Here is a 26,583-nt window from a genome sequence, read left to right on the forward strand (position 1 = left end):
GGAAGCGTTGAACTGCCTGTCTGCGCAGACTCCCACGTCACGGGGGGATGTGACTCAACGGCTGGTTGCTGGGTCCGGGGACTCCTCCGATCGGGTGACGCCGAACCCACAACACAATGGGGCAAGGCAGCACGGCGGGAGGTTGGGTGGGCAGCGACACCGGTACGAGCCAGGTCCACACCGATCAGCGGGCCGACGCGGGCCCTACATAGGCCAGGGTTGCCCGACCTCGGCGCTGCGGTCAGCTCCTCGACGGCCGAGGCGGCAGGTGCCGGTCCAAGCTGGCCGAGTGATCCCGGTCTTGGCGACGATGTCCGCGATGGTGTGCCCGGTCTCGCGCAGGTGCGCGGCGCAGGCGAGCTTGAGAAGCGTCGGCGACCGTGGGCCGGCCGACCCGAGGGCCAGCAGCACGACGGCGAGCAGGGCCATCGGGTCGGCGGGTTGGTGGTGTCGACGCTGCGTGAAAACTGACCCCCTGGCGCCGGGGCGGATTCCAGCGGTCGACGCAACACGGCCTATGTCGAGATGAGCGTAGCGAGGCGGGCGGTGGGGGTGTCCCAGCCGAGTGTCTTGCGTGGTCGGGTGTTGAGCTCGGCGGCCACGAGTTCCAGATGCGAGGCGGGGTGCACGGACAGGTCGGAGCCCTTGGGGAACCAGTCGCGCAGCAGCCCGTTGGTGTTCTCGTTCGTTGGTCTCTGCCACGGGGAGTGCGGGTCAGCGAAGTAGACCGGCAGGTCCAGGACCGTGGTGATCTTCTCGTGCAACGCCATCTCGCTGCCCTGGTCCCACGTCAGGGTCCGGCGCAGGTGCGCCGGCAGCTGGGCGAGTGCCGCGACGACGGCCTCACGCACCGGTTCGGCGCCGTGGAACCGGCCCGGCAGGTGACCCAGGAGCGTGAACCGGGTGGTGCGCTCGACGAGCGTGACGATCGCTGACTTGTTGGCGGACCCGACGATCAGGTCACCTTCCCAATGGCCGGGCTCGACCCGCTCGAGCACCGTCGCGGGCCGATGACTGATCGAGACCATCCGCCCCATCGACCGCGGTCGGCGGGCCTGAGCATGGCGGCGTGCGACACGCTGACGGCGTCGGCGGCGCAGCACCCGCCCGGGCAGCTCACGCGGCAGGCCGCCGAGGTCGGGGCGGTAGACGGCCTGGTAGATCGTCTCGGTGCACACCCACCGCGACGGGTCGTCGGGGAAGACCACGCGCAGCTCGTGCGCGATCTGCTCCGGGCTCCAGTGCGCCTTGAGCTTGCAGGTCACGTACTCGCACAGCTGCTCATCGCCGGCCAGACGCGAGCGGCGCGGGCGAGCCAGTGCCTTGAGCGCCTGCCGGTGCGCCTCGAACGGCCGGTAGGACCCGTCCTCTCGGGCGTGGCGGCGCAGCTCGCGGCTGACCGTCGAAGGCGCCCGACCCAGCCGTGCCGCGACCTGCCGGACCGAGAGCCCCTCGCGGCGCAGGTCGGCGATCCTGATCCGTTCGTCCTGGGACAAGCAGCGGACCGAGGGCTCAGGCCGGGAGCGTGTTGCGATCACCGGCGCATACTCCAGCACCCGCCCGCTGGAAGAGACGACCTTGCGTCCGTTGCGCCACCGCTTGCCCGTGCGCGGGTTGATCCCCACGATCCTCGACGCCTGCGCCGAGGACTCACCCCTGGCAATCAGCGCCGCGAACATCTCCCGCTTCGCCCCGTCCGGCTCCCGACCAGGCTTGCCTCGACCAGCCACTTCGACACCTCAATCACCTCAAGGTGTTGCGTCGTTCGCTGGAATCCGCCAACTCCACGATTGGCCCCCAGTCCACCGGGCGCACCATCGCGCCCGAAGGTCGACATGGCCGTCAACGTACTCGCTCGCTTCGGACCTGACGGCCGAGTCACGGGCGACGTTGGCGCGGCGATCGGCGACGAGGTCCCGGGGGTGTAGTTGGCATCCTCCAGGTGACACGATCAGTGGATGGACCGTGGCGAACGTGGGCGCGATCGTTCTCGGCCGTGGATCGCACCCCGGAGCGGGGGGTACTCCGCAGTCGGCGGCCACCCCCACACCGGTGGGCCCCCGCCGACGAACCCGGCGTCGGCCACGCCAGCACGCCGCGGGAGCCCTCCGTCCCCACCGGCCACGGCCGAAGACGCGTGCGACCGGGGCGAGGATGGCTGAGCCCTTTCCTGAGCGTTCGCGGCCCCTGCGCACGACGCGGCGCCTTCTCCGTTCCGCCCCGCGGTGGGACCTGTGGGGAGCGGCTGGACGTCACCCGCAGTCGTCGCAGGTCCCGGTAGCGGGGAGTAGCAACCCGCACGTCGGGCACGTCTCGCTCAGGCGGCGCGCAGCCGGGGCGCGTGGGTGAGGTCGCTCGCCGGGGTACCAAATCGTCTGAGCGTCCACGACTTGACCCGCCACCGCGAGATGCAGGACCTCCAGATGGGTCTTGTAGATCTGCGCAGCGATCCGCTCGCCGTCCACAGGGTCATCGCTGGCTGTGGGGACCAACCCACCGATCGCAAGGTACCCCGCAGTGGGTGGCATCCAGATGCGCACGAATCCACCGGGAGAGGCGAGCAGTTGGTCCAACTCGCGCACTGCGTCGTCCACGAACGGCTTCGTCACGTAGAACATCCATCGGTACGCCGGGTCCGCCACGAACGCTGACCCCCATGCCCGGACGAGCTCCCGGGCCGCCGTCGACTGCAACCCGTAGGCGTCGAACGCGTCATCCAGCGAACGAAACGACCGGCGCCGAGCCCACCTGCTCCGGTTCTCGACGTCCCAGTCGCGAACCATCTCCGGCGTCAACGGGACGGACCCGAAGTGGAAGTCGCCAGGCGATGGGTCTCCGGTCATGGCCAACTCCCTGTGCTCACAGTCCGCAGACCATCAGCGTGGCACATCGTCCACGCCGCGCAGGCAACCCGTAGGGAGACTGGTCGACCACGACCGGCGGATCGGGGACGTAGGTGAGGATCCCGAGTCCCGGTGATTCCGCAGGTAGCACGCCTGCATGCAAGATCAAGTCCGTAGCTGGACAACCCGACGATCATGGAACTCTTCGCAGAAGGTCGTGAGTCCACCCGGCCGTGCAGATTCGACCAGACGCATTTCTCAGCCGGGCGTCTAGCGCGGCGCGAGGTCCCGCCGGCTGAGGCCGCCGGTCACCGGCCCTGGGCGCTGCGAGAACGTCTTCGCGTTAGGGCACGCCGCAATCTGCACGCGATCAGCAGCCGGGCCTTTCGTCCCACGAGCGCCACGGAAGGGGGGCGAACCTCAGGCGTCGAGAGCAGCGGCATGAGGCATGGGAGGTTCGGATGTCCAGGTATGACGCGGTTCACGAGGCGGTCGTCGCCCAGATCCGCGAGCTCATGAGTGCCGACCCGCCCCTTCCTCGTGCCGATGCCATCTCCGAGGTCGCCGCGGAGTTGGAGGCCGCGGCGTCACGGGAGGGCGGTCGCTCACCGGTGCGCAAGACCTTGGAGCGGTGGGTACCCAAGGACGTCCCGGCCGACCACGTCCCGGCGTCCGTGGTCTCGGCATCGCGGCCGGTCGCGGTCGTCCACCGGGAGGGCGGCGTGGTTACTTCGTACGACGACCGGGAGGACACTGCGGAGTCGCCGGAGGGCCCTCAGGTGACCGACCTGCGCCTCGCACTGGCCGACGTGCAGCAGCAGTTGCGGCATGCCACCACGATGCTCGGACTCCTCCGGGTGCAGCGAGCGCACACCCGGGAACTGCTCGAGCAGGTCCTGCTCGCGGCGGCGGACCCCGAACCCGACGCCCAGCGGGAACGGGCGAGGCCCCGCCCCTCATTGGGTGTCCGTTGATCTCCGCTTCTGGGCCGAGCTCATCTCGCCGTACGCGCTGACGGCCCGGGCGGCATGGCTCGGCTCTCAGAGTCGACGCCTGTGTCGGTGGGGTTGCCGTCCCGCACGTCGAAGTCGACCAGGTCCGGGGCGATCCCGAGAGTGGCTCCCGCCTACTCCTGCACCGCCTGGGGCACGGTTGCGAGCGCCGCCGCCCGGGTGTGGCCGTCAAGCTCCGGGATGGTGACCCCGAGCCACCGGCCGCTCCCGCCCGCCGTCACCCGCGCCCTCCCAGGCGGAAAGCTCATCATCCGGAAGGGCGACGTCGACATCACCGGTCACGTGTGGTCCACGCCCGAACTGCCGGCGGGCGGTCAGCCCGGAGGTGCCCAGAGCAACGGAGATCGAAGCCCACGACTCGCCGGCCGCGCGAGCTTCGGCAACGGCGTCCCGGAGGCGCTGGTCGGCAGCGTCGGCAGCGTCTTGGGCTTCGGCGACGGCGCGAAGGTAGCGCCCGTTGCGGGCTGGGGTGGCCCCCGGGTCCAGGCCGTCGAGCCAAGCTTCGACACTCCCCCCGGCGGCGAGAGCGGGAGGCTCAGGGGTATCCATCGGGCGAGCGTACGACCCCCCGACCGCATGGAGAAGGCCCCCACCCTCGAACCCGGTGGGGGCCTTCACGTCGGTAGGGGGTCAGGCTGCGTCGGCCAGCTCATCCGTGTCGAAGGTCGCGAGCGGGAGCAGCGGCGGGCCGGCGGGGAATGTGTCCTCGTACTGCGCCTCGCGCGCCGCAGCGGCCTTCCGCACCCGTGTAGGGCAGCACAGTCCGGGCTTCCCGTTGCACATGATCGAGCCTTCCTGTGGGGGCACCGTCGTGCTGTCGACGGTATGTGACGCCTCCCACGGTCCCTCCGCCGCGCGGCGGGTCTGCTGGTGTGGGCCTTCATCGTCATCGGCGAGCGGCGATCAAACCGCTAGCCTCGATCTTTCGCGGTGCGGCTGAGGTCGGTGGGGCGGCCGTCGGTGGCGTCGCTGGGGTCTGATTGTTGCGGTTGGGTGTGACAGGTTCCCGGGTCTCGCCTCGGGTGGGCGCCGGTTCCATGGCCGGGGGTCGGGCGGGGTCGTGGGGACGAGTTCGCGGGGTTCAGCCCGGGGCGAGTTCGGCCAGGCGGCTCAGGCCGGTCAGGGTCGGGTGGGCCCAGGGGGATCGGGCCGACAGGTGCAGCCGGACGCGTCGTCCGGTGCGGGCCAGTGTCGCGGGGATGGTGAAGATCCGGTAGCGCAGCTTCTTGGGTTCCCAGCGGCGGGCCGCGGTGTCGGCGAACGCGAGCATCTGCATCCAGGCGGTGATGTCGGCGGCCAACGCGACGACGGCGCACCAGATCCGGTTGGCGGCGAAGGAGGCCAGGGGCAGGTTGGCCAGGCCGGTGTCCTTGGCGATGCGGATCCGGTCTTCGCAGCGGGCCCGGCGCCGGTGGCGCAGCTCCAGGTCGGGCAGCTGGCCGCGGACGGTGTTGGTCGCGAACGCGGTGATCCGCATCCCCTCAACGTCGTCGAACCGCAGCTGGGCTCCGGGGTGGGGCCGTTCCTTGCGGGCGATCACGCGCATCCCGGGCGGCCAGCCGGTCAGGTCCAGCAGGTGCGTAAGCTCGGCGACCCATGCCCCGTCCCGGACGGCGTCGTGGGCGTCACACGCCTCGGTCCACACGTGCTCGGGGATGAGTCGTAGCAGGTCAGGGGTGTTCTCGGGCAGGGTGAACCCGACCGAGTAGGACAACCGGCGACCGGTGAGCCAGTCGATGACCTTGTGGGTGGACCCCGCCCCGTCGATGCGCACCAGCACCGACTTCCCGCGCCGGGCTCCGGGCAGTTGACGCAACGCGGCGCTGATCACGGTGATGTGGTCGGCGGCGGTGTTCGACCCGGCGTTCCCGGGCCGCAGCATGATGGCCAACGGTTCACCGGTCCCGGCGGGCCCGTGGTCGACGAACGCGCACAACGGGTGGAACCCGAAGCCCTTCTTGAACGTCGGGCGGGCGTTCTCCTTCTCCGAGTGCGCGATCACCAGGGTCGCGTCGACATCCACGACCAGCGGGGCGTCGGCGCTGACGTCATGGTCCGGGGCGCCGGCCCCGGCCCGCTCCCAGACCCGCGCTCGGGCCGTGGCCCTGGCCCGGTCGATCGCGGCCAGCGCCCGGTCGGCGTCGCCGGCAAGGGTCGCGATCGTGCGCGAGAGCGTCGGGTCGGAGGCCACCGCCCCGAAGACCGCCGGCTCGGCGCGGACCACCGCCAGGTCTGAGCAGGTGTCCCCACCCAGGGCCAAGGTGATCGCCAGGTCCAGCAGGACCTTGGCCGGGTCATGCCTGGCCGTCGGCCGCCGCCACCTGGCCAGCTCGCCCGACAGGGCCACGTCCAGACCCGCAGCCCGGACCGTGGAGCACAACAGCACCCCACCGGCCTGGCCCACCGCTGTCCGCCCGCTCGTGTCGACCGTCAGCCGCGGATAGAACCCGGTAGTCTGCTTCACCTGAAAGGTGCTCCTCGAACTGGACTGACACGGCCCTCGACAAGCCACATCATCCCAGGTCAGGAGCACTTTTCACGTCACGCCACGACCCCAACGCCCCCTGCCATGAAAGCGCGAGGCTAGGCGCCGACGAACTGCGCACGGCGGGCTGATGTTCTCGATAGGTTCCGAGCATGGACCCAGGCACCGCCGTCGCGCTCGTGCTCGGTGGCCTCGGCTTCGTGTGGAGCGGGTTCACCTACTTCCGCAACGAGCGCCGCGAGCACGAACGCGAGGAGGTCCGTGCTCATGGCGAACGCGCGGCTGACCGCGAGAAGCGATGGGTGCAGGAGAAGCGCCTGATCTACGTAGAGATGCAGCGAGTGCTTCACGACCGCCTGTACGCCGTCGCCAACCTCACGATGCACGACCCGACCGAGGACGGCCACGAAGCTCGCCAGAAGGACTCGGAGGCGGCCTGGAGCCGCTACCAGGAGGTCCTGGCCGAGATCGACATGCTCGCGCCCGAGTCGGTGCGGCAGGCGATCTGGGACGCCACGAACGAGACCAACCACCTCCTGGCGCTCGCGAACGGCTTCGCACACCATGCGCTGCGGGACGACGAAGACCCGAGCTTCGACGGCGCCGAGTGGGAGTGCCACCTGGCGCTCGAAGCGATGCGCGCCGACCTAGGCGTCGAGCCGTTGCCCAGGACGCCGCGCAAGACGACCTGGGCTAGCGGGAGCACGGTTCAGGAGCGCTGAATCGGCAACCCTGCAACACGCGCGACGTCTCGCAACCCGGCGCAGCGCGGCGGCCGGGGCCTTCGGTCGGCGAGGGGGCTCAGAATCGCCGCGCGTAGCGGCTGCCCCTGATTGCCAGATGTCACTAGGAACCGGAGGTTGACCAGTGCACGTGCGCCCTAAGCCCCGGACCCAGGAGAGACCAGCCACTCGCGCGCGGCCCGGGCCGTTGCCCTGAGTTGAGGATGCTCCTGCACGATGGCGCGCTGTCGCTCTGCGGGTAGCCCGAGCTCCTGCATGACGTTGAGGATGACGACGGCTGTGGTCACCTCCACGACGGCGAACAGCTCTTCGAAGGAGTGACCAGGCGTCGTGCCCTCATGCGCGAGGTCATTGCGCGCTCGTGTCGTGCGTCGCGCCCACCTGTCCACATCCGGCATGAGCAAACCGATGGCCTCCTGGTCGGGACGGGCGGCAAGCGCGAGGAGCCGGTCCCGAAGCGTCGGTTCATTGCGGATTGATCCCTTAAGCCTGTCCCGGTGCTCTTCAGGGACCTGCGCAAGCATCGCGCCACGCATGGTATCGAAGACGTCCGGGGGAAACGGCCCTTCATCGATGCCGAGCCCGCGATGTAGTACCTCGGCGGCACCGACGGCGGTCAGAAGATTGCTCTCGATGTAGCGCGCGGGTGCGTATCGGAGACCCATGATCATGTTAGTTGCCGCCCGCAACCGCCCACGCGCTTCGCCCCAGCGGGGGACGATCGTCTCGAACGGTATTGATTCGCACGTGAAGAAGACACGGTGGTGCTCGACGGCCTTGGCATCGTGCTTGCCGAGCGCTGGGGGCGCGTAGAGCACGTCAACGCTCCGGTGCAGGGCAGGACGGTCGGCGGGCGACGCTGCGCCGATCTCCGCCAGCTCGAGTCGAAGCCAGATCACGCCGGCGGCCTGGTGTGTGGCCAGCGCGATCAGGTCCTGTACGGACCCTGCGGCCTCCAGTGCGACCGTCAACGAGAACGGCTGTGAGGGGACAACCCTCACGAACACGGTGTCGCGCATGCGCCCTACCGTGCCGCCCTTGAGTTGATCGAGAAACGGCAGCGTGCGTCGGTGCGTGAGGCGGAACTCGGTGCCGTCGACCGTGACTGACTCGGAGCCCACCGGCTTCACGGAGATGCGTCCGCTTCCGTCCGGCTTGCCTCCGGTGGTTCCCCACGAGCCCTCGAAGACCGATGAGGCCGCCCAGAGCTCAAGGTCTTCCACGGACACCTCGGCTGCGGAGAACGCTGCCTCGCCCTGCCCCCTGACGTGCGCCCCGATCAACGCCGTCGTCGCCTTCACGATCTGTCTGTCCGGGCTCTTTACTCGCGCACCGATGGTTCGCCTGGTGCGAGTTGGTACGCAGCCGAGGAGGGTGATCTCGCGCTGCTCCGCCGCACCGTGGATCACCTCCCACGTCAGGGTCCCTTCGTGGACCGCGACGACGCCAGGCGAAAGGCTCGACATGATGCGGTCCTCGAACGCGCCGATCAGCGAAAGCGCCAAGCCGGTCTCCGGCTCGTAGCGGAGCACGCCTGCGATCCGCTCGTCAGGATCGTCCGGCAGCCACCAGATGCCGGCCCACTCGGCGGCCTCGTCGAGGTTCAGCGGATCATTCGCCATGGTTTTCGCCCTTGCACCGTAGGACAGCTGCATTTCGCCAGCGGACTCCACCGCACCTCCATCGGCGCTTACCCGACCGGACGCACCGGATCCCCGTCAACCGCGGCCCAGGTCGAGGTCAGCAGCGACTGCAAGCGTGGGTCTGTGCTTGAGTCGCAGTAGGGAGTGTGCTCGGGATCGCGCACGACCAGGCGGACCGGTGCCCCGACCTCTATGTCCGGCGGCAGTGCATTGGCGAGCCTCCCATCGATGACCAGCTCGGCGTACTCCGGCTCCCACCACACCTCGGAAGCGCGCTTCAGGTCGTCGGGCGTGACACCTATCCATACGCCGAACGTCAGCTTGTGCGAGCGTCCCAACTGCACTGGGAGGAGCGCTCGAACGAAAGAACCTAAGCCCGGCACCTGCATGAAGACGGAAGTACGGGCGTCCCCGTCGTTCATCCACCAGTCTTCGGCGTCATGCCACGGTCCGGGTTCGAGGGCCGGATCGGGCAGCGTGAAGCGCTCGTGCCGGTCCGCGACATGGAGCGCGGCGCCGCAGCACGGGCACCGCCGCCGCCCCCGCGACCAGAGCCTCATCGGCCGAAACTACTTCTGGTTGCCAGATGTTACTTGGAACCGGAACTCCACGACGTCGCCGTCGGCCATGACGTAGTCCTTGCCCTCGATGCGCGCCTTGCCTGCCGCACGGGCTGCGGCGATCGAGCCGGTCTCGACGAGGTCCTCGAAGCTGATCACCTCGGCCTTGATGAAGCCGCGCTCGAAGTCGGTGTGGATCACGCCCGCGGCCTGGGGTGCGGTCCAGCCCTGGCGGATGGTCCACGCGCGGGCCTCCTTCGGGCCGGCCGTGAGGTAGGTCTGCAGACCCAGGGTGTGGAAGCCGACGTGCGCGAGCTGCGCGAGCCCGGGCTCGGTCTGGCCCGACTCGGCGAGCATCTCCGCAGCGTCCTCCGGCTCGAGCTCGGTGAGCTCCGCCTCGAGCTTGGCGTCGAGGAAGATCGCATCGGCAGGAGCCACCAGGTCGCGCATCTGCGTCTTCATCGCCTCGTCGGCCAGGCCCGCGTCGTCGGTGTTGAAGACGTAGATGAACGGCTTGGTCGTCAGGAGCTGGAGCTCTCGCAGGGCGGCCGGCTCGACACCCGCCTTGGCCAGACGGTCCTGCGCCGCGAAGAGGGTCGAGCCCTCGGCAAGGACGATCTGCGCCTGCTGCGCGGCTACCAGGACGGCCGCGTCGGTCTTCTTGCCGCGGACCTCCTTCTCGATCCGCGGCAGGGCCTTCTCGACCGTCTGCAGGTCAGCCAGGACGAGCTCGGTGTTGACCGTCTCGATGTCGTCCGCCGGGTCGACGCGGCCCTCGACGTGCACGACGTCGTCGTCCACGAAAGACCGGATGACCTGGCAGATCGCGTCTGCCTCACGGATGTTAGCGAGGAACTTGTTGCCGAGCCCCTCCCCCTCGCTCGCACCGCGCACGATGCCGGCGATGTCGACGAAGGAGACCACGGCGGGCACGAGCCGCTCCGAGCTGAAGAGGTTCCCGAGGATCTGGAGGCGGGGGTCCGGAAGGGGCACGACGCCGATGTTGGGCTCGATCGTCGCGAACGGATAGTTCGCGGCGAGCACCTGGTTGCAGGTCAGTGCGTTGAAGAGGGTGGACTTGCCGACGTTGGGCAGGCCGACGATGCCGATGGTGAGTGCCACGGGCGACGAGTCTACGGTCCACGTGCACGGGGCCCGTCCGGGTGGTCGTGCGGGTGGTCGTGCGGGTGGTCGTGCGGGTGGTCGTGCGGGTGGTCGTGCGGGTGGTCGTGCGGGTTGTCGTGCGGGTGGTCGTGCGGGTGGTCGTGCGGGCTGTCGTGCGGGCTGTCGGCGGGTGGTCGTTCGGGTTGTCGTGCGACGCAGGCCTTGTCCGGTTCGTCCCGGTACGGTGGGATTCGAACATACGTATTGGGTATCTGCTTGAGTCCAGTAGATTCTGGGGTATGGACGAGCGGATTCCGGTGGCAGGGGTGGACTACCCGCGCACCCATCAGCAGTTGGTGGCGTGGTTCTCCACGGAGGCGGACTGCCTGGCGTACCTGGCCCGGTTGCGCTGGCCGGGCGGGTTCGTGTGTCCGGGGTGCGGGTCGGACCGGGCGTGGCGCACCGCCCGGCGGGGGATGTGGATGTGCTCGGGGTGCGGGCGTCAGACGTCGGTCACGGCGGGCACGATCTTCCACCGGTCCCACACACCGTTGACGACGTGGTTCGCGGCGATCTGGTTCGTCTGCGCGTCGAAGAACGGGGTCTCGGCCAGCACGTTGCAGCAGGTCCTGGGGTTCGGGTCCTATGAGACCGCCTGGGCGTGGATGCACAAGCTGCGCCGGGCGATGGTCCGCCCCGAGCGTGAGCTGCTGGCCGGGGTCGTCGAGCTGGACGAGACGATGGTCGGTGGGCGCGCGAAGAAGGCGTCGAGCGTGGTGATCACCAAGGTCCCGGTGATGGTCGCGGTCGAGACCCCCGGGGGCCGCAAGATCGGCCGGATCCGTCTGGCCAGGGCCGATGCACGCAACTCCAACCAGCTCGTGGACTTCGCCCACCGGGTGATAGCCCCCGGCGCGCACATCCGCACCGACGGCGCCCGCAACCTGCGCCAGCTCGGCGAGCAGGGCTTCACCCACGAGTACCGGGTCCTGATCTCCTCGGTCGAGCCGGCCCACGAGTACCTGCCCGGGGTCCACCTGGTTGCCTCGCTGCTCAAACGCTGGGTCGCCGGGACCCTGCACCACGGGATCTCCAAGCGCCAGCTGGACTACTACCTCGACGAGTTCACCTTCCGGTTCAACCGTCGCTCCTCACGCTCACGCGGCCTGCTGTTCTACCGCCTGCTCCAACAAGCCGTCGCCACCGACCCCCACCCCCTGACTAGCCTCATCGGCGGCACCGAAAACAGCGTCTGACCTGCACACTTGACTCAAGCAGATACCCAATACATATGTTCGAACGATCGTCTGCCGATCACGAGTACAGCAGGGGTTGAGGGGGTGGCCAGGTGTCGATGCCGTCGACGCGCTATCTCTCCTCCGTGCCCCGCACGGCGCAGACCCCGGCGGTGACGACGCGAGCGTCGTCGGTCGGCTCGGCCGTCGAGCGTCTGCGCGCGGCGGCCGCGACCCTTCGCGACGCCGCGCCTGCCGTCCAGGCACTTCGCGCCGACGAGCGTGGCGCACTGCTCAAGCAGGTGGACCTGGTGATCGCCGAGCTGACCTCCATGCGTGGTGAGCTCCTGGTCGCGGAGCAGGTCGGCGGTGGCTGGCGGGGCTCGGGAGACCCGTCGTTCGAGGCGTGGCGAGGCAGGACGGCCCGCACCGGGGTCCGTGCTGCAGCGGCTCAGGTGCGCCAGGCAGAGGCCCTCGCCGAGCTGCCGCACGTCCGGTCGGCCGCCGTCGAGGGAGCGATCACGCTCGAGCACGTCGACGTCCTGGCCCGGGTCGCGGCCGGGGTACCGGAACCGGTGCGCCAGGTGATGACGTCAGACGCCGGCCAGGCCGAGCTGCTCGGGATCGCTCGCAGGGTCGACGCCGGCGCCTTCGGCCGCGCCGCGGCACGCTGGGCGGCCAGGGTCGACGCCGAGGCGCACGAGCGCGGGCACCAGGCGCAGCGGGCGGCCCGCTACCTGCACCTGACCGAGACGCCCGACGGGACCAGGGTCAACGCACTCCTCGACGCGATGACCGGTCACCGTCTGCGACTCGCCCTCGAGTCCGTCTCACCGCGACCCGCCGTGGACGACGAACGCACCGCCGAGCAACGCCGCGCCGATGCGCTCGCCGTCCTGGCCGACACCTTGCTGGCCCTCCCCGAGACGCGCAGCGGCGCGGCCGCGCGTCCCCACGTGTCGTTCGTGATGGACGTCGAGACGTGGGCCGGTCTCCGCGACCGTCAGGCACGGGTGATCGGGGGCGGAGGGACGCAGCAGACGGACGCCGGGGAGGCCAGGCCGTTCGAGCCGGTCACGCTGGACGACGGCACACCGGTACCGATGAACGAGGTGGCACGGGCGCTCTGCGACTGCGAGCTCACCCGGATCGTGCTGGACGCGGACGGCGCTGCGGTCGACCTCGGCAGGACGCAGCGCACGTACACCGGGGCACAGCGACGCGCCGTCGTCGCCCGAGACCGGTCGTGCGGCTGGCCGACCTGCGGGGCACCCGCACGCTGGTGCGAGGTGCACCACATCCGCTGGTGGGACCGCGACGGCAGCCGTACCTCGGTGGAGAACGGCGCGCTCCTGTGCTCGTTCCACCATCACGAGGTCCATCGACGCGACCTGACGATCACGCGGACAGCACCGGACCGCGACGACGGCGACGTCGCCCGGGCGCGCTACACGTTCGCCGCCCCGGGCGGTCAGGTGGTCGCGCCGGTCGCGCCGGTCGGGCCGGTCGCGCCGGTCGGGCCGGTCGGGCCGGTCGCGCCGGTCGGGCCTGACTGACGTGCCGGTGGCCCGACTGACCGCTCGGGAGGCGCCCGGTGGCACCGCTCGATGGCTCACCTCGATGTCAGAGCGTGCTGGGAGCCTGGCCGCATGGACATCGTGATTGCCCTCATCGCTCTGGTCGTCGGTTGTGGCATCGGTGCTGCCGTGGCGGCCCAGCGAGGATCCTCACAGCTGCGTCAGGCCCAGGTGGATGCGGCGCAGGCGCGTGCCGAGCTGGCCGCGGAGCGTCGGCTCGCAGCCGAGCGGGTCGCGGCCCGCGAGGGTGACCAGCGGCGGCTCAGCGAGCAGTTCCGCGCCGTGGCAGCCGATGCGCTGGCCAGCAACAACGAGCAGTTCCTCGCACTGGCCGACCAACGACTCGCGGCGAGCCACCAGACGCAGGTCAGCGAGCTCACGCAGCGCGAGCAGGCCGTCCGCGCGCTCGTCGAGCCGATCGCCAAGGTGCTCGACCAGGTCAAGGCCGAGATGACGAGCGCCGAACAGGCTCGAGCATCGAGTCACGCCGCGCTCGGCGAGCAGGTCCGTGCCATGCGCGAGACGTCGGACATGCTGCGCACCGAGACCGGGCAGCTCGTGACCGCGCTGCGTTCGTCCCAGGTGCGAGGGCGCTGGGGCGAGCTCCAGCTGCGCCGCGTCGTCGAGGCGGCCGGGATGGTCGACCACGTCGACTTCGTCGAGCAGAGCAGCGCTCGCACGGATGACGGCATCCAGCGTCCGGACATGGTCGTGCAGCTCGGTGGGGGCAAGCAGGTCGTGATCGACGCCAAGGTCGCGTTCCTCGGCTACCTCGAGGCCGTGCAGGCCACCGACGACACCATTCGGGCGCAGCGCATGGCGGCGCACGCACGCCACCTGCGCAAGCACATCGACGACCTCGCCGCCAAGCAGTACTGGGAGCAGTTCTCCCCTGCCCCCGAGTTCGTCGTGATGTTCGTGCCGGCCGAGGCCTTCCTGCACGCCGCCATCGACGTCGACGCGGGCCTCTACGAGTATGCGATGGAGCGCAACGTCGTGCTGGCCACGCCGATGACGCTTGTCGCACTCCTGCGCACCGTCGCCTACGCGTGGCGTCAGGAGGCCCTCGCAGCGAACGCCCAGCTGGTGCTCACACTCGGGCGTGAGCTGCACGGCCGGCTCGCCACGCTCGGTGGTCACGTCGGCCGACTCGGCCGGCAGCTCGACGGTGCCGTGCGGGCCTACAACGAGTCGGTCAGCTCGCTCGAGTCTCGGGTCCTTGTCAGTGCGCGGCGGATGGCGGAGCTGCAGGTGACCGACGCGGAGCTCGAGACGCCGGCCCAGGTCGACCGGGTGGCACGCCAGCTCCAGGCGCCCGAGCTCGTCGCATCCCAGAGCCAGCGGGTCGTCGCCCTCGAGGACATCGCCACGCGCGAGGAGGTCAGCGGCCGGGAGGCGTTCGACAGCCTCGAGGACATCGGCGCGGACGGGCCCGGCAACGGGGTACGCACCGGCACATGACGCGCGACCGTCGGAGACGCCGGCTACGCCGGTCGAGGACCGGACCACCGGTCGCTGGTGCGAAGGCGCAGCTGATGACGGTCGCCGGTGCGTCGGTGCGACCGATGACCGGCGTTGGTGCGAAGACGCAGCCGATGACGGTCCCGGAGCGCGTGGGGCTCAGACGGGCCCGACGGTCAGCGGACGGCGGCGACCCCGCTCGGGACGCGACGGGGCTTGACCTGCTGCCTTGAGGTCCGCCCTGAGCTCCTTGGGCAACGAGAACATGAGGTCCTCGGTGGCCGTCCGGACCTCCTCGACCGTCGCGAAGCCGTCCTGGGCGAGCCGCTCCAGGACGTCGCGCACCAGCAGCTCCGGTACGGAGGCGCCCGAGGTGACCCCCACCGTCGTGACACCGTCGAGCCAGGCCGGGTCGATCTCCGTGGCGCGGTCGATGCGGTACGAGGAGCGGGCTCCGGCGTCGAGGGCGACCTCGACCAGACGCACCGAGTTCGACGAGTTGGCCGAGCCGACCACGATCACCAGGTCACACTCCGGTGCAAGCTTCTTGACGGCAACCTGCCGGTTCTGCGTCGCGTAGCAGATGTCGTCGCTCGGCGGGTCCTGCAGGCTCGGGAAGCGCTCACGCAGCCTCCGGACGGTCTCCATCGTCTCGTCGACCGACAGCGTCGTCTGCGAGAGCCACACGACCTTCTCGGGGTCACGCACGGTGACCAGGTCGACCTCGTCCGGTGAGTTGATCACCTGGATGTGCTCGGGCGCCTCGCCGGCCGTGCCCTCGACCTCCTCGTGACCGGCGTGACCGATCAGCAGGATGTCGAAGTCGTCACCGGCGAAGCGGACGGCCTCCTTGTGCACCTTGGTGACCAGCGGACAGGTCGCATCGATGGTCTGCAGTGACCGGACCGCGGCCGCAGCGTGCACGGCAGGCGAGACGCCGTGCGCTGAGAAGACCACCCGGGCGCCCTCGGGCACCTCGTCCGTCTCGTCGACGAAGACGGCGCCGCGTTCGGTCAGCGTCTCGACGACGTACTTGTTGTGCACGATCTCCTTGCGCACGTAGACCGGCGGACCGTAGTGCTCGAGCGCCTTCTCCACGGCGATGACAGCACGGTCGACACCTGCGCAGTAGCCGCGAGGCGCCGCGAGCAGGACACGCTTGAGGGCGGGGGCGAGGGGATCACCGCCTCAGTCTACGAAACGGCCACGCCACCGGGCTCCGGCTGCGCCGACGGCGCAACGGTCGTCGGACGGCCGTCCGCGCAACGGCCGTCGCGCAACGATCGTCGGACGGCCGTCGGCCCAGCGGTCGTCGGGGCAACGGTCGTCGGACGACCGTCGTCGGACGTATGGATGCACGGACGGTGGGACCGTCACCGGTCCGTGGCAGTCTTGGCCGGTGAGCGAGACGACCCGTCCGGCCAGGACCGTGCCTGTCGTGGGCACCGGGCCGACCAACCCCGGCACCGGTACAGCGCCGACCAGCGGGACCGGGCCGACCAGCGCCGGGACCGGACCGACACGCCCCGTCACCGGACGCGCGGCATCGGTCGCGGGTCTGCCCGGCCGAGCCCTCGAGACGACAGCTGATCGGCCGTGGCCGGTGCGCCACCTCTCCCCCAAGATCGCCGAGTACGTCGCGAAGATGGCTCCGGTCTGGGTCGAGGGCCAGGTGCTGAACCTCAAGCGCTGGAACCAGATGTACTTCCTGACCTTGCGTGACACCGACGTCGACATGTCGCTGTCGGTCACCCTGCCCGCCTCGGCGCTCGCGGCAGTCGGTGGCGACGGGGTCGTCCGGGACGGCGCGCACCTCGTCGTGCACGCCAGGCCGAGCTTCCATCTCAAGTCCGGTGCGCTCGGCCTCACCGGTGACCAGGTGCGGCTCGTCGGCGTCGGCGAGCTGCTCGCGCGGATCGAGCACCTCAAGGGCGTGCTCGCGGCCGAGGGCCTGTTCGACGCCGAGCGCAAGCGCCCGCTGCCGTTCCTGCCCGCCGTCGTCGGGCTGGTCTGCGCACAGCAGGGGGCCGCCGAGCACGACGTCGTGACCAACGCGCGTCTGCGCTGGCCGGAGGTCGCCTTCGAGATCCGTCGGGTCACGGTCCAGGGCGTGCAGGCAGTCCCCGCTGTCACCGCAGCCATCGCCGAGCTCGACGCCGACCCACGGGTCGAGGTGATCGTCGTGGCACGTGGCGGCGGATCGTTCGAGGACCTCCTCGCCTTCAGCAACGAGACGCTCGTGCGTGCCGCGGCCGCGTGCCGGACCCCCCTGGTCAGTGCGATCGGCCACGAGCAGGACACCCCGTTGCTCGACCTCGTGGCCGACTACCGCGCCTCGACCCCGACCGCCGCGGCCAAGCGGATCGTGCCCGACGTGAGCGAGGAACGCACCCGGCTCGTCCAGGCGCGCACCCGGATGGGGGCGGCGGTGACGCAGCGCCTCCGGCGGGAGGCCGAGCGACTGCTCGCGCTGCGCTCCCGACCGGTGCTGGCCCGGCCCGAGACCATGCTTGAGGGCCGCCGCAGCGAGATCGACCACCTGCGTGACGCCGCCGGCCGGGCGCTGGACCGGACGGTCCGGGCAGGTGCAGCGCAGGTCGACCGGCTGTCCGCCCAGGTGGCTGCCCTGTCGCCGGCCGCGACGCTGGAGCGCGGCTACGCCGTCGTGCTGCGAGCCGACGACGGTGCCGTCGTCCGCTCACCCGACGACGTCACGGTGGGCACCGCCTTGCGGCTGCGGGTCGCGCGCGGGGTGGTCCCGGCCGCGGTCACCGGAGCAGGACCGAAGGCCACCGGGGCAGGGCCGAAGGTCACCGGAGCGGGGCCGAAGGCCAAGGCACCGTCGAAGGCACAGCCGAAGGCGAAGGCCACAGTCGCCGGATCCCCGGTCGTGGCGAAGGGCACGGCAGTGCCTGCCCCGCGGGACGAGGTCGGTCCCCGATGACGGTGGGGCACGGTTTACTTGTGCCCATGCCAGCCGTGGACGAGATGAGCTATGAACAGGCCCGTGACGAGCTCGTGACAGTGGTCAGCCGTCTGGAGGCCGGGGACGAGACCCTCGAGGGCTCGCTCGGCCTGTGGGAGCGCGGGGAGGCCCTCGCGGCGCGGTGTCAGCAGTGGCTGGACGGTGCCCGTGCCCGGCTCGACGCAGCCCGGTCGCACACGGCGCCGTCGTCGGCAGCGGCCGCTGGCACGGAGCCCGACAGTGCGCGGGCCGACCGGGCGCAGCCTCGACTCACCCAGGCGGATCCCGCACCGTCGGATCCCGCACCGTCGGATCCCGCACCATCGGATCCCGCACCATCGGATCCCGCACCATCGGATCCCGCACCATCGGAGTCCGACCCGTCGGAACCCACGCAGCCACGCACCGCACAGCCCGAGCGCCCAGCGCGAGCCCACGACGACGTCGACCGGGCTGACAACACCGAGGACCAGGACGCCTGATGACCGAATCGACCGCCCCCCGTCCGGACGACGCCGCAGGTACCGGGGCCACGCCCGTCGGTCCTGACCTGGACGTCGTCGAGCGCACGTTCGAGCCGGCGCCCGAGGGTTCGCCCGAGATCTCGCCGGACGTGATCGAACGACGTGCGCTGGTCATCGGCGAGGCGCTGATCGACGTCGTGCGCCGCGCTGACGGGAGCGTGGCCGAGCATCCTGGCGGCAGCCCGGCCAACGTCGCGCTGGGGCTGTGCCGCCTGGGGCGTGGGGTCGACCTGCTGACCTGGTTCGGCCAGGACACGCACGGCCGCGCCCTGACCGACCACCTGGAGGCGTCGGGGGTGACGATCGTGCCCGGCAGCGCCACCGCCGAGCGCACCTCGGTCGCGACCGCCGACATCGACGCCGACGGCGTCGCCAGCTACGTCTTCGACCTGTCCTGGCACGTGCCGGAGCGCTGGGCGTCGCCACCGGTGGCCCCGATCGTCGTGCACACCGGCTCGATCGCTGCCGTCCTCGAGCCGGGGGGCCCGGACGTCGCCAGGATCCTCGCTGCGCACCGGGACTCCGCGACGATCACGTACGACCCGAACCTGCGCCCCTCCCTCATGCCGCCCGCCGAGGTCACCCGCCCGGTGATCGAAGGGCTCGTCGCCCTCTCGGACGTCGTCAAGGTCAGCGACGAGGATCTCGCGTGGCTCGAGCCCGGCTCCGATCCGCTCCACGTCGCGCGGCGCTGGACGACCACCGGCCCCGCCGTCGTCATCGTGACGATGGGCGGGAACGGGGCGACCGCAGTGACGGCCGACGGCAAGCAGATCGACGTCGTCGCCCCGAAGGTGACCGTCGCGGACACGGTCGGCGCCGGGGACTCCTTCATGGGCGGACTGATCGACGGCCTGTGGTCAGCCGACCTGCTCGGCGGCGATCGTCGTCAGGCCCTGCGGGCCGGCAGCGACGCGACGTGGCGCACCGTCCTCGAGCGGTGTGCGCGGATCGCCGCCATCACGGTCAGCCGGGCGGGTGCGAACCCGCCGACGCGGGCCGAGCTCGACGCGTAGGACCGTCCTGCGCGACTGTCGAACGGGAAGGGGTTGGACCATGTTTCCTGAGGTCAACATCTGGGCCGTCGTCATCGCCACGCTCTCGACCTTGGTCGTCGGCTCCGTGTGGTACACCAAGGCCGTCTTCGGCAGGTTCTGGATCAAGGCCGCCCGGGTCGACGAGGAGCAGGCCGCCGCGCGCGGGATCACGCCGATCCTCGTCACGGTGGTCGTCAGCTTCGTGACGGCGTGGGTCCTGGCCGGGGCAACGTCGATCGCGCACGAGTTCTACGACGGGACGTTCCTGGTCGACGCGCTGGTGACCGGTCTCTTCCTGTGGGCCGGCTTCACCGCGGCCCGCATGATCACCCACGACGCCTTCGAGGGCCGGCCACCGGCCCTGACCCTGCTCAACGTGGCCCACGAGCTCGTGACGGTGCTCGTGATGTCCGTGGTGATCGGCGTGATGGGCGTCTGACGTCCGTGGTGCTCAGCGTGATGGGTGCTGTGATCGGCCTGATGGCCGTGGTGTTCAGCGTGATGGGCGTCGTCTGAGCAGCCGACCACCGGCCGGCCCGTGCGCGGCGCGCAGGCGACGCAGCCGGGCGCTGTCAGGATGAGCCCATGCCGAACCGCCCCACACCCGCCCAGGCCTGGTCCGCGCTGATCGAGGGCAATGCCCGCTTCGTACGCGGCGAGATGGAACACCCGTCCCAGGGCGTCGACCACCGAGCCGAGCTGAGCACCGAGCAGAACCCGTTCGCCGTGGTGTTCGGCTGCTCGGACTCACGGGTCGCCGCCGAGATCATCTTCGACCAGGGCCTCGGCGACCTCTTCGTCGTGCGGACCGCGGGGCACGTGGTCGACACGACGGTGATCGGCTCGATCGAGTACGGCGTGAACATCCTGAACGCACCTCTCGTGATCGTGCTCGGACACGACTCGTGCGGTGCTGTCGGCGCCGCGGCGGAGGCCCTGACCACAGGTCGGATGCCCGCCGGCTTCGTCCGCGCGATCGTCGACCGCGTGATCCCGAGCATCGTCCACCTGCCCCGGCAGGCCGGGGCCGACAGTGCCGACAGTGCCGACCGGGCCGACAATGCCGACAGTGCCGACAGTGCCGGGGGCGATCCGGTGGACGCCGGTCGGCCGATGCTGGTGCCCACGGCGGAGATCCTCGGTCGGGAGCACGTCCGGCACACCGTGCGGATGCTGCAGAGCTACTCGGCCGGCCTGTCCGACGCCGTCGCGCAGGGCCGGTGCGCGATCGTCGGGCTCGAGTACACGCTTGCCGACGGCCGCGTCCGCCTCGTCGAGTCGTCGGGCCCCCTGGCCCTGTGACCTGCACCCGGCCGGAGCGCGGCCACCCGGCGCGGCCGGACCGCGGCCGGTGTCCGACCGATGGGAGACTGAGGACATGACCGACGACGCGACGACACCCGCACCCGCTGCACCCACGGCAGTCGCAGCACCCACGGCAGCCGCAGCGCCTGCCGGCTTCCGCATCGAGCACGACACGATGGGCGACGTCCTCGTGCCGGTCGACGCGCTGTACCGCGCGCAGACCCAGCGAGCCGTGGAGAACTTCCCGATCTCCGGCACGCGCCTCGAGCGGAGCCACATCGAGGCCCTCGCGCGGATCAAGAAGGCCGCGGCGCTGGCCAACGCGGCACTCGGCGTGCTGCCCGACGACGTGGCCCGGGCGATCGCCGCTGCCGCGGACGAGGTCGCCGGTGGCGCGCACGACGCGCAGTTCCCGGTCGACATCTACCAGACCGGCTCGGGGACGTCGTCGAACATGAACGCCAACGAGGTCATCGCGACCCTCGCCACGCGGCACCTCGGCCGTCCGGTCCACCCCAACGACCACGTCAACGCCTCGCAGTCCTCCAACGACGTCTTCCCGACGTCGGTCCACGTCGCGGCGACCGCCGGCATCGTGCGCGACCTGGTGCCGGCCCTCCAGCACCTCGCCACGACCCTCGAGGCGAAGGCGAGCGAGTTCTCCGGCGTCGTGAAGTCGGGCCGGACACACCTGATGGACGCCACCCCGGTCACCCTCGGCCAGGAGTTCGGCGGCTACGCGGCTGCCGTGCGCTACGGCGTCGAGCGCCTCATCGCGACCCTCCCGCGCGCCGCCGAGGTGCCGCTCGGCGGGACCGCGGTCGGCACCGGGATCAACACCCCGGCCGGGTTCCCCCACCGTGTGATCGAGCTGCTGCGGGCTGACACCGGCCTTCCCCTGCGTGAGGCCCGCGACCACTTCGAGGCCCAGGGTGCGCGCGACGGGCTGGTCGAGCTGTCCGGCGCGTTGCGCACCATCGCCGTCTCGCTGACCAAGATCTGCAACGACCTGCGCTGGATGGGCTCGGGGCCCAACACGGGCCTCGGCGAGATCTCCCTGCCTGACCTGCAGCCGGGTTCGTCGATCATGCCGGGCAAGGTCAACCCCGTGATCCCCGAGGCCGTGCTCATGGTCGCGGCGCGGGTGGTCGGCAACGATGCGACCGTCGCCTGGGCCGGCGCGAGCGGCTCGTTCGAGCTCAACGTCCAGATCCCGGTGATCGCCCAGGGTGTCCTGGAGTCGATCCGCCTGCTCGCCAACGCCTCCCGGCTGCTGGCCGACCGGACCGTCGAGGGCATCGTCGCCAACGTCGAGCGGGCTCGCGCCTACGCCGAGTCGTCGCCGTCGATCGTCACCCCGCTCAACCGGGTGATCGGCTACGAGGCTGCCGCCACAGTCGCCAAGCACGCCGTCGCGCACGGCGTGACGGTTCGGCAGGCGGTCGTCGACCTCGGCTTCGTGCAGCGCGGGGAGGTCAGCGAGGCTCAGCTCGACGAGGCTCTCGACGTCCTGTCGATGACGAGGCCACCGCGGGTCTGAGCCTGACCGCAGGTCTGCGCCTCGCCGCGGGGTGTCACTCGCCGCGGGTCTGAGCCTGACCGCAGCGACCCGGCGGCGTCAGCCGACCGTCACACGCAGACTGGTGTGGGCCGGATCGACCCGGCCGGTGTCGGCCTCGGCCGTCGACCCCCGGTACGCGTACTGGAGCTCGATCGTCGTCGTCCCCGGGCCGACCGCCTCGAAGGCGTAGGCGAGCGTGCTGGGCCCGCCCACCTCGCCCTCGTCCCCGAGGTACTCCGAACGAACCTCGGCGGCGCCGAGAACGGCCGGATCAGCTTCGACGACGAGGTCCCAGCCGTCCCCGACCGAGGCGTTGACCGTGCCGAGGTCCACCACCAGCAGGTCGCCGACCTCGAGGGCGACAGCCTGCGCGGCGAAGTCCACAGTGACGGTGCGTCCGTCGGACCCGTCCGAGCAGCCGGCGGTGCCCGCGATGACGAGCAGCAGCGGGGCGATCAGGACGACGGCTCGGCGCATGGTGGACACGGGGGCAGTCAACCAGCCCGACAGGCGAGACGTCGCCGCGTCCGGCGTGCCCCGACGGCCCGCACCCCTGAGATCCGGGCCCGGGCCACCGGGTCAGGCGTCGACCAGCACGAACTCCGCGACGCCGGCCGAGAGCTCCGATGCGACGCCGGCCAGCGCGAACACAGCCTGCCCCACCTCGAGCGAACCCGATCGGGTCAGGGCAGCCGTCCGCGCGACCTCCGAGACGGCACCGGCGATGTCCGTCGAGCTGCCCGCCGCAACCAGCAGGTTGCGCTCGACCTCCGAGGTGGTCGTGGCCTGCTCCTCGACGATGGCGGCCATCGAGGACTGGTGCTCGTCGACAGTGGTGATCGCCTCCGCGATGCGCCCGACGGCGACGTGCACGTCCAGGGCGTCCCGGGTCACCGCCTCGAGCACCGGTGTGATGGTCTCGATCGCCGCGGAGGTCTGCTGCGCCAGGTCCTTGACCTCACCGGCGACGACCGCGAAGCCACGTCCGGCCTCACCCGCGCGCGCCGCCTCGATGGTCGCGTTGAGGGCGAGGAGGTTCGTCTGCGAGGCGATCGTGGTGATCGTCTTGAGCACGGCGGCGATGTGCGACGACGACTCACCCAGGCGGGTCGCAGCGGCAGCGGCCTCGCCCGTGACACCGACCGCCTGTGCGGCCTGGGACGTCGCGGCGTTCACGTCATGGGACACCGACTCGATCGAGGCCCGCATCTGCGTCATCGCGGCCGTCACCGCACCCACCTCGGTGCTGACGACCGAGGCACTGCGGGAGGCCTCGTCGGCACGCTCCGACGACTCCGCCGCGACCTGTTCGAGGGTCCCGCTCGACATCTCGAGCCGGTCGGCGGTGTTCCGCACGGCCACGGCGCCGGCCTGCATCCGGCCCACCGCGTCACGCATGCCTTCGATGGCCTCGCCCAGGGCGTCACCCATGACCCCGATCTCGTCGTGGCCCTCGCCGTGGACCTCGGCGGACAGGTCGCGGGCGGCGACCCGGCGCAGCGCGGCCGTCAACCGTCCGACCCGCCCCACGATGCGCCCGGAGATCACCACGACGACCGCGCCGGCGAGCCCGGCCACGACCAGCCCGGCGAGGATCAGCGTCGTCACCAGGGAGCGCGAGCCGGCGGCGAGCCGGGCCGGAGCGGCCTGCAGCTCGTCGTCCACGCCCCACGCTGCGATCGTCCAGCCCCACGGCCCGTAACGGGTCAGGTAGACGGTCATCTCGCCGGCTGCCAGGGCCACGTCGGCCTCCGCCTGCTCACCGTCCGCGAGGGCTGCGCCGGTGTCGATCAGGCCCTGGGCGTACGGCTGCCCGGCGGCGTCGGTCACCTCGAGCGCTGAGCCCTCGGCGCCGTCCGGCGGTGGGACGACCCACTCCCCGGCGTCGGACATCACAGTGAGGTAGCCCGACCCGCCGACGACGACCTCCGCGATCGCCGCGCGCAGCGGGGCGTCGACGGCTGCCTGCGGCGTCCCGACGAAGATCGCGCCGACGACCTCCCCGTCCTGCACGATCGGCGCGTAGGCCGTGACGTACGGCGTGCCGACCACCTGGGCCGTGCCGTAGAAGGTGTCCCCGGCCAGCAGGGTGGCCACGACGGCGTTGGGCGAGCCGTCCGCCGCCGTCGCGGGGATGTAGGTGCCGATCGCGCGGGTGCCGTCCGCGGTCGGGACGCTCGTCGCGACGCGCAGCATGTCGCCCTCGTCGTTGATGCGCTGGAACACCGTGGCGGCCGAACCGAGCATCCCGGTCACGTCGTCCACCACCGGGGTCGCGACGGCCAGGTCGAGGTTCTGGCCGAGCCACCGGCCGCCGACCAGCATCGTCGGCAGGTCCACCGGCACGGTCTCGCCGGAGACCTGGTTCTTCGCGGTCCAGGCCACGGGCGGACCGAAGGTCAGCGGTCCGGCGAGCTCGAGGACACGCTGAGCGACGTGCAGCTCGGCAGCCATCCGGTCGGTCACGGTCGCGACCTGCGTCGCGACGAGCGCCCTGGACTGCTCGACGGTCGCGTGCATCGAGGCATCGTTGAGCTCGGCGACGTCCTCGCCCGTCCGGTCGGCGAGGCTCGCTGACCGGACACCGCCGATGACCGTGAGCACGACGGCCGTGACGAGCACCGCGCCCGCGCCGGTGGCGACGAGCTGGAGCCGGAGGCTGCTCCGCAGCGAGAACATGGGGGACTCCTCTGGGCGTGACGGACGTGCCGTCGTTCCCCCCTGCACCCGCACCATCGTCGCGGCGGTGCCGACCATGAGCACAACCCCGACAGACCCCCCGGGTGAAGTCCCCGGACCCCCGGGTGGAGTCCCCGGACCCCCGGGTGGAGTCCCCGGACCCCCGGGTGGAGTACCCGGCTCTCCGGCTGCCCGGCTCCCCAGCTCCCCAGCTCCCCGGTCGTCCGGCGTCCGGCCGCCCAGCCGTCCGGGTCAGACCTCGATGCCCTCGAGCATCTCGGTGACCAGGGCTGCGACCGCCGACCGCTCGGACCGCGTGAGCGTCACGTGGGCGAAGAGGGGGTGCCCCTTGAGCGCCTCGATCACGGCCGCGACGCCGTCGTGCCGTCCGACCCTGAGGTTGTCGCGCTGGGCGACGTCGTGGGTGAGCACGACGCGGGAGCCCTGGCCGATCCGGGACAGCACCGTGAGCAGCACGTTGCGCTCGAGGGACTGAGCCTCGTCGACGATCACGAAGGCGTCGTGCAGCGAACGCCCTCGGATGTGCGTCAGGGGCAGCACCTCGAGCATCCCGCGGGCGAGGACCTCCTCGACGACCTCGGGGGCGACGACCGCACCGAGGGTGTCGAACACCGCCTGGGCCCACGGGTTCATCTTCTCCGACTCACCGCCGGGCAGGTACCCCAGCTCCTGGCCACCGACGGCGTACAGCGGCCGGAAGACCATCACCTTGCGGTGCTGCCGACGTTCGAGGACCGCCTCGAGGCCCGCGCACAGGGCCAGGGCCGACTTGCCCGTACCGGCTCGCCCACCCAGGGAGACGATGCCGATCTCGTCGTCGAGCAGCAGGTCGATCGCGATGCGCTGCTCCGCACTGCGACCGTGCAGACCGAAGACGTCCTGGTCGCCGCGGATCAGCTGGACCTGCTTGTCGGCGGTGACCCGCGCGAGCGCCGAGCCGCGTGGCGAGTGCACGACGACGCCGGTGTGGCACAGCAGCGGGCCAGGGTCCTGCCCGGTCAGGTCCACGTCCGCCAGGTCGATGTGCTCGGACTCCCACAGGCTCGCCATCTGCTGCTCGGCGACCTGCAGCTCGGTCATGCCGGTCCAGCCGGAGTCGACCGCGAGCTCGGCCCGATACTCCTCCGCGGCCAGCCCGACGGCGGACGCCTTGACCCGCATGGGCAGGTCCTTGGACACCAGCGTGACGTCGTGCCCCTCGTCCGCAAGGTTCTTGGCGACGGCGAGGATCCTCGTGTCGTTGTCGCCGAGCCGGAAGCCGGCAGGCAGCACCTGCGGGTCGACGTGGTTGAGCTCGACCCGGAGCGTGCCACCGGCATCGCCGACCGGCACCGCCTGGTCCAGCCGCCCGTTGATCACCCGGAGGTCGTCGAGCATGCGCAGGGCCGCGCGGGCGAAGTAGCCGAGCTCGGCGTGGTGACGCTTCCCCTCGAGCTCGGTGATCACCACGACCGGGAGCACCACGGAGTGCTCGGCGAAGCGCAGGATCGCGCGGGGGTCCGACAGGAGGACGGAGGTGTCGAGCACGTAGGTGCGGGCCACGGTGGCTCCCTCCGGCGCGTCAGCGCCGCTCAGGTGGCCCGTCGCCGGCAGACCGCCGGCGCCAGGCGAGACGGGTCCGGTCGACCGGCCGGAGGGCCGGGCACCGGCCCTCCTCCCGGAGCAGCTGCTCCATGGGCTGGCCTTCCCGAGGGACGACGGACGTCGTCCGTTATCGCGGGACGCTACGCCCGGCCACGGCGGCGCCCGGCGCGACACGCGCCAGGAAACCTGATGTTCACGCAGACGGGTGAGACGCGTCGCTGAGGCGTTGGTGGCCCGTTCAGC

Annotated in this window: 19 protein-coding genes and 2 pseudogenes; 11 read left to right on the forward strand and 10 right to left on the reverse strand. The window is 71.1% G+C overall.

The window, feature by feature from the left end:
• Positions 1–515: 515 nt before the first annotated feature.
• Positions 516–1,679 (reverse strand): IS30 family transposase, encoded by a 1,164-nt coding sequence (locus tag K415_RS0101540; RefSeq protein ID WP_231494959.1) that lies wholly within the window; start codon positions 1,677–1,679, stop codon positions 516–518.
• Positions 1,680–2,252: 573 nt separating this feature from the next.
• Positions 2,253–2,843: a hypothetical protein gene (locus tag K415_RS0101550; protein WP_024285358.1), complete on the reverse strand. Its 591-nt coding sequence runs from the start codon at positions 2,841–2,843 to the stop codon at positions 2,253–2,255.
• Positions 2,844–3,304: 461 nt separating this feature from the next.
• On the opposite strand from K415_RS0101550, the gene K415_RS0101555 reads away from it, so the two are divergent.
• Entirely contained in the window at positions 3,305–3,817 is a 513-nt protein-coding gene (locus K415_RS0101555; protein ID WP_024285359.1) for a hypothetical protein, read from the forward strand.
• Between the two features lie 1,120 nt (positions 3,818–4,937).
• Here K415_RS0101555 and K415_RS0101570 read toward each other — a convergent pair.
• Positions 4,938–6,320 carry an IS1380 family transposase gene (locus K415_RS0101570; RefSeq protein WP_024285360.1) on the reverse strand — a complete coding sequence of 461 codons (1,383 nt, stop codon included), beginning with the start codon at positions 6,318–6,320 and terminating at the stop codon, positions 4,938–4,940.
• Between the two features lie 173 nt (positions 6,321–6,493).
• Between K415_RS0101570 and K415_RS0101575 the strand changes: the two genes are divergently transcribed.
• The gene (locus K415_RS0101575) at positions 6,494–7,063 is read left to right on the forward strand and encodes a hypothetical protein (RefSeq protein WP_024285361.1); all 570 of its coding nucleotides are present in this window, start codon (positions 6,494–6,496) and stop codon (positions 7,061–7,063) included.
• Between the two features lie 158 nt (positions 7,064–7,221).
• Here the strand turns inward: K415_RS0101575 and K415_RS0101580 are convergent, their stop codons facing one another.
• From K415_RS0101580 to ychF, 3 genes are read right to left on the reverse strand one after another with little or no spacing between them, the layout of a single operon-like run.
• Positions 7,222–8,757: a HEPN domain-containing protein gene (locus tag K415_RS0101580; RefSeq protein WP_231494796.1), complete on the reverse strand. Its 1,536-nt coding sequence runs from the start codon at positions 8,755–8,757 to the stop codon at positions 7,222–7,224.
• A 17-nt stretch (positions 8,758–8,774) separates the two neighbouring features.
• Complete coding sequence (locus K415_RS0101585) at positions 8,775–9,287, reverse strand: DUF2199 domain-containing protein (protein ID WP_155859323.1); 513 nt, start codon at positions 9,285–9,287, stop codon at positions 8,775–8,777.
• A gap of 9 nt (positions 9,288–9,296) precedes the next feature.
• Complete coding sequence (gene ychF / locus K415_RS0101590) at positions 9,297–10,409, reverse strand: redox-regulated ATPase YchF (protein WP_024285364.1); 1,113 nt, start codon at positions 10,407–10,409, stop codon at positions 9,297–9,299.
• 299 nt (positions 10,410–10,708) lie between these two features.
• On the opposite strand from ychF, the gene K415_RS0101595 reads away from it, so the two are divergent.
• The 3 genes from K415_RS0101595 to K415_RS0101605 all read left to right on the forward strand — a co-directional run bounded on the left by K415_RS0101595 (position 10,709) and on the right by K415_RS0101605 (position 14,664).
• Positions 10,709–11,647, forward strand: a complete 939-nt coding sequence (locus K415_RS0101595; RefSeq protein ID WP_024285365.1) for an IS1595 family transposase — start codon at positions 10,709–10,711, stop codon at positions 11,645–11,647.
• 98 nt (positions 11,648–11,745) lie between these two features.
• On the forward strand, positions 11,746–13,182 hold the full coding sequence (locus K415_RS24975) for an HNH endonuclease signature motif containing protein (RefSeq protein ID WP_304412749.1): 1,437 nt from the start codon (positions 11,746–11,748) through the stop codon (positions 13,180–13,182).
• A gap of 93 nt (positions 13,183–13,275) precedes the next feature.
• Positions 13,276–14,664 (forward strand): DNA recombination protein RmuC, encoded by a 1,389-nt coding sequence (locus K415_RS0101605; protein ID WP_024285367.1) that lies wholly within the window; start codon positions 13,276–13,278, stop codon positions 14,662–14,664.
• Positions 14,665–14,823: 159 nt separating this feature from the next.
• Here the strand turns inward: K415_RS0101605 and K415_RS0101610 are convergent.
• Positions 14,824–15,828, reverse strand: a pseudogene (locus tag K415_RS0101610) (4-hydroxy-3-methylbut-2-enyl diphosphate reductase); the annotation flags it as partial.
• Positions 15,829–16,222: 394 nt separating this feature from the next.
• Between K415_RS0101610 and xseA the strand changes: the two are divergent.
• The 6 genes and pseudogenes from xseA to K415_RS0101640 all read left to right on the forward strand — a co-directional run bounded on the left by xseA (position 16,223) and on the right by K415_RS0101640 (position 22,035).
• Positions 16,223–17,608 carry an exodeoxyribonuclease VII large subunit gene (xseA, locus tag K415_RS0101615; RefSeq protein ID WP_155859553.1) on the forward strand — a complete coding sequence of 462 codons (1,386 nt, stop codon included), beginning with the start codon at positions 16,223–16,225 and terminating at the stop codon, positions 17,606–17,608.
• Positions 17,605–17,853: pseudogene (locus K415_RS21270) on the forward strand (exodeoxyribonuclease VII small subunit); the annotation flags it as partial. The gene xseA and the pseudogene K415_RS21270, both read left to right, overlap by 4 nt.
• Before the next feature lie 257 nt (positions 17,854–18,110).
• Positions 18,111–19,169, forward strand: coding sequence for a carbohydrate kinase (locus K415_RS0101625; protein WP_081784835.1), 1,059 nt, complete (start codon positions 18,111–18,113; stop codon positions 19,167–19,169).
• A gap of 40 nt (positions 19,170–19,209) precedes the next feature.
• Positions 19,210–19,629 carry a DUF1761 domain-containing protein gene (locus K415_RS0101630; protein WP_024285372.1) on the forward strand — a complete coding sequence of 140 codons (420 nt, stop codon included), beginning with the start codon at positions 19,210–19,212 and terminating at the stop codon, positions 19,627–19,629.
• 146 nt (positions 19,630–19,775) lie between these two features.
• Positions 19,776–20,492, forward strand: coding sequence for a carbonic anhydrase (locus tag K415_RS0101635; protein WP_024285373.1), 717 nt, complete (start codon positions 19,776–19,778; stop codon positions 20,490–20,492).
• Positions 20,493–20,568: 76 nt separating this feature from the next.
• Positions 20,569–22,035: an aspartate ammonia-lyase gene (locus tag K415_RS0101640; RefSeq protein ID WP_024285374.1), complete on the forward strand. Its 1,467-nt coding sequence runs from the start codon at positions 20,569–20,571 to the stop codon at positions 22,033–22,035.
• Positions 22,036–22,113: 78 nt separating this feature from the next.
• On the opposite strand, the gene K415_RS0101645 is transcribed toward K415_RS0101640, so the two are convergent.
• The 3 genes from K415_RS0101645 to K415_RS0101655 all read right to left on the reverse strand — a co-directional run bounded on the left by K415_RS0101645 (position 22,114) and on the right by K415_RS0101655 (position 26,349).
• The gene (locus K415_RS0101645) at positions 22,114–22,533 is read right to left on the reverse strand and encodes a protease inhibitor I42 family protein (RefSeq protein ID WP_024285375.1); all 420 of its coding nucleotides are present in this window, start codon (positions 22,531–22,533) and stop codon (positions 22,114–22,116) included.
• 102 nt (positions 22,534–22,635) lie between these two features.
• Positions 22,636–24,735 carry a methyl-accepting chemotaxis protein gene (locus K415_RS0101650; protein WP_024285376.1) on the reverse strand — a complete coding sequence of 700 codons (2,100 nt, stop codon included), beginning with the start codon at positions 24,733–24,735 and terminating at the stop codon, positions 22,636–22,638.
• A gap of 252 nt (positions 24,736–24,987) precedes the next feature.
• Complete coding sequence (locus K415_RS0101655; protein WP_051480731.1) at positions 24,988–26,349, reverse strand: PhoH family protein; 1,362 nt, start codon at positions 26,347–26,349, stop codon at positions 24,988–24,990.
• Positions 26,350–26,583: the final 234 nt, after the last annotated feature.

Origin of the sequence: Cellulomonas sp. KRMCY2, from assembly GCF_000526515.1 — a bacterium.
Taxonomy (GTDB): Bacteria; Actinomycetota; Actinomycetes; order Actinomycetales; family Cellulomonadaceae; genus Actinotalea.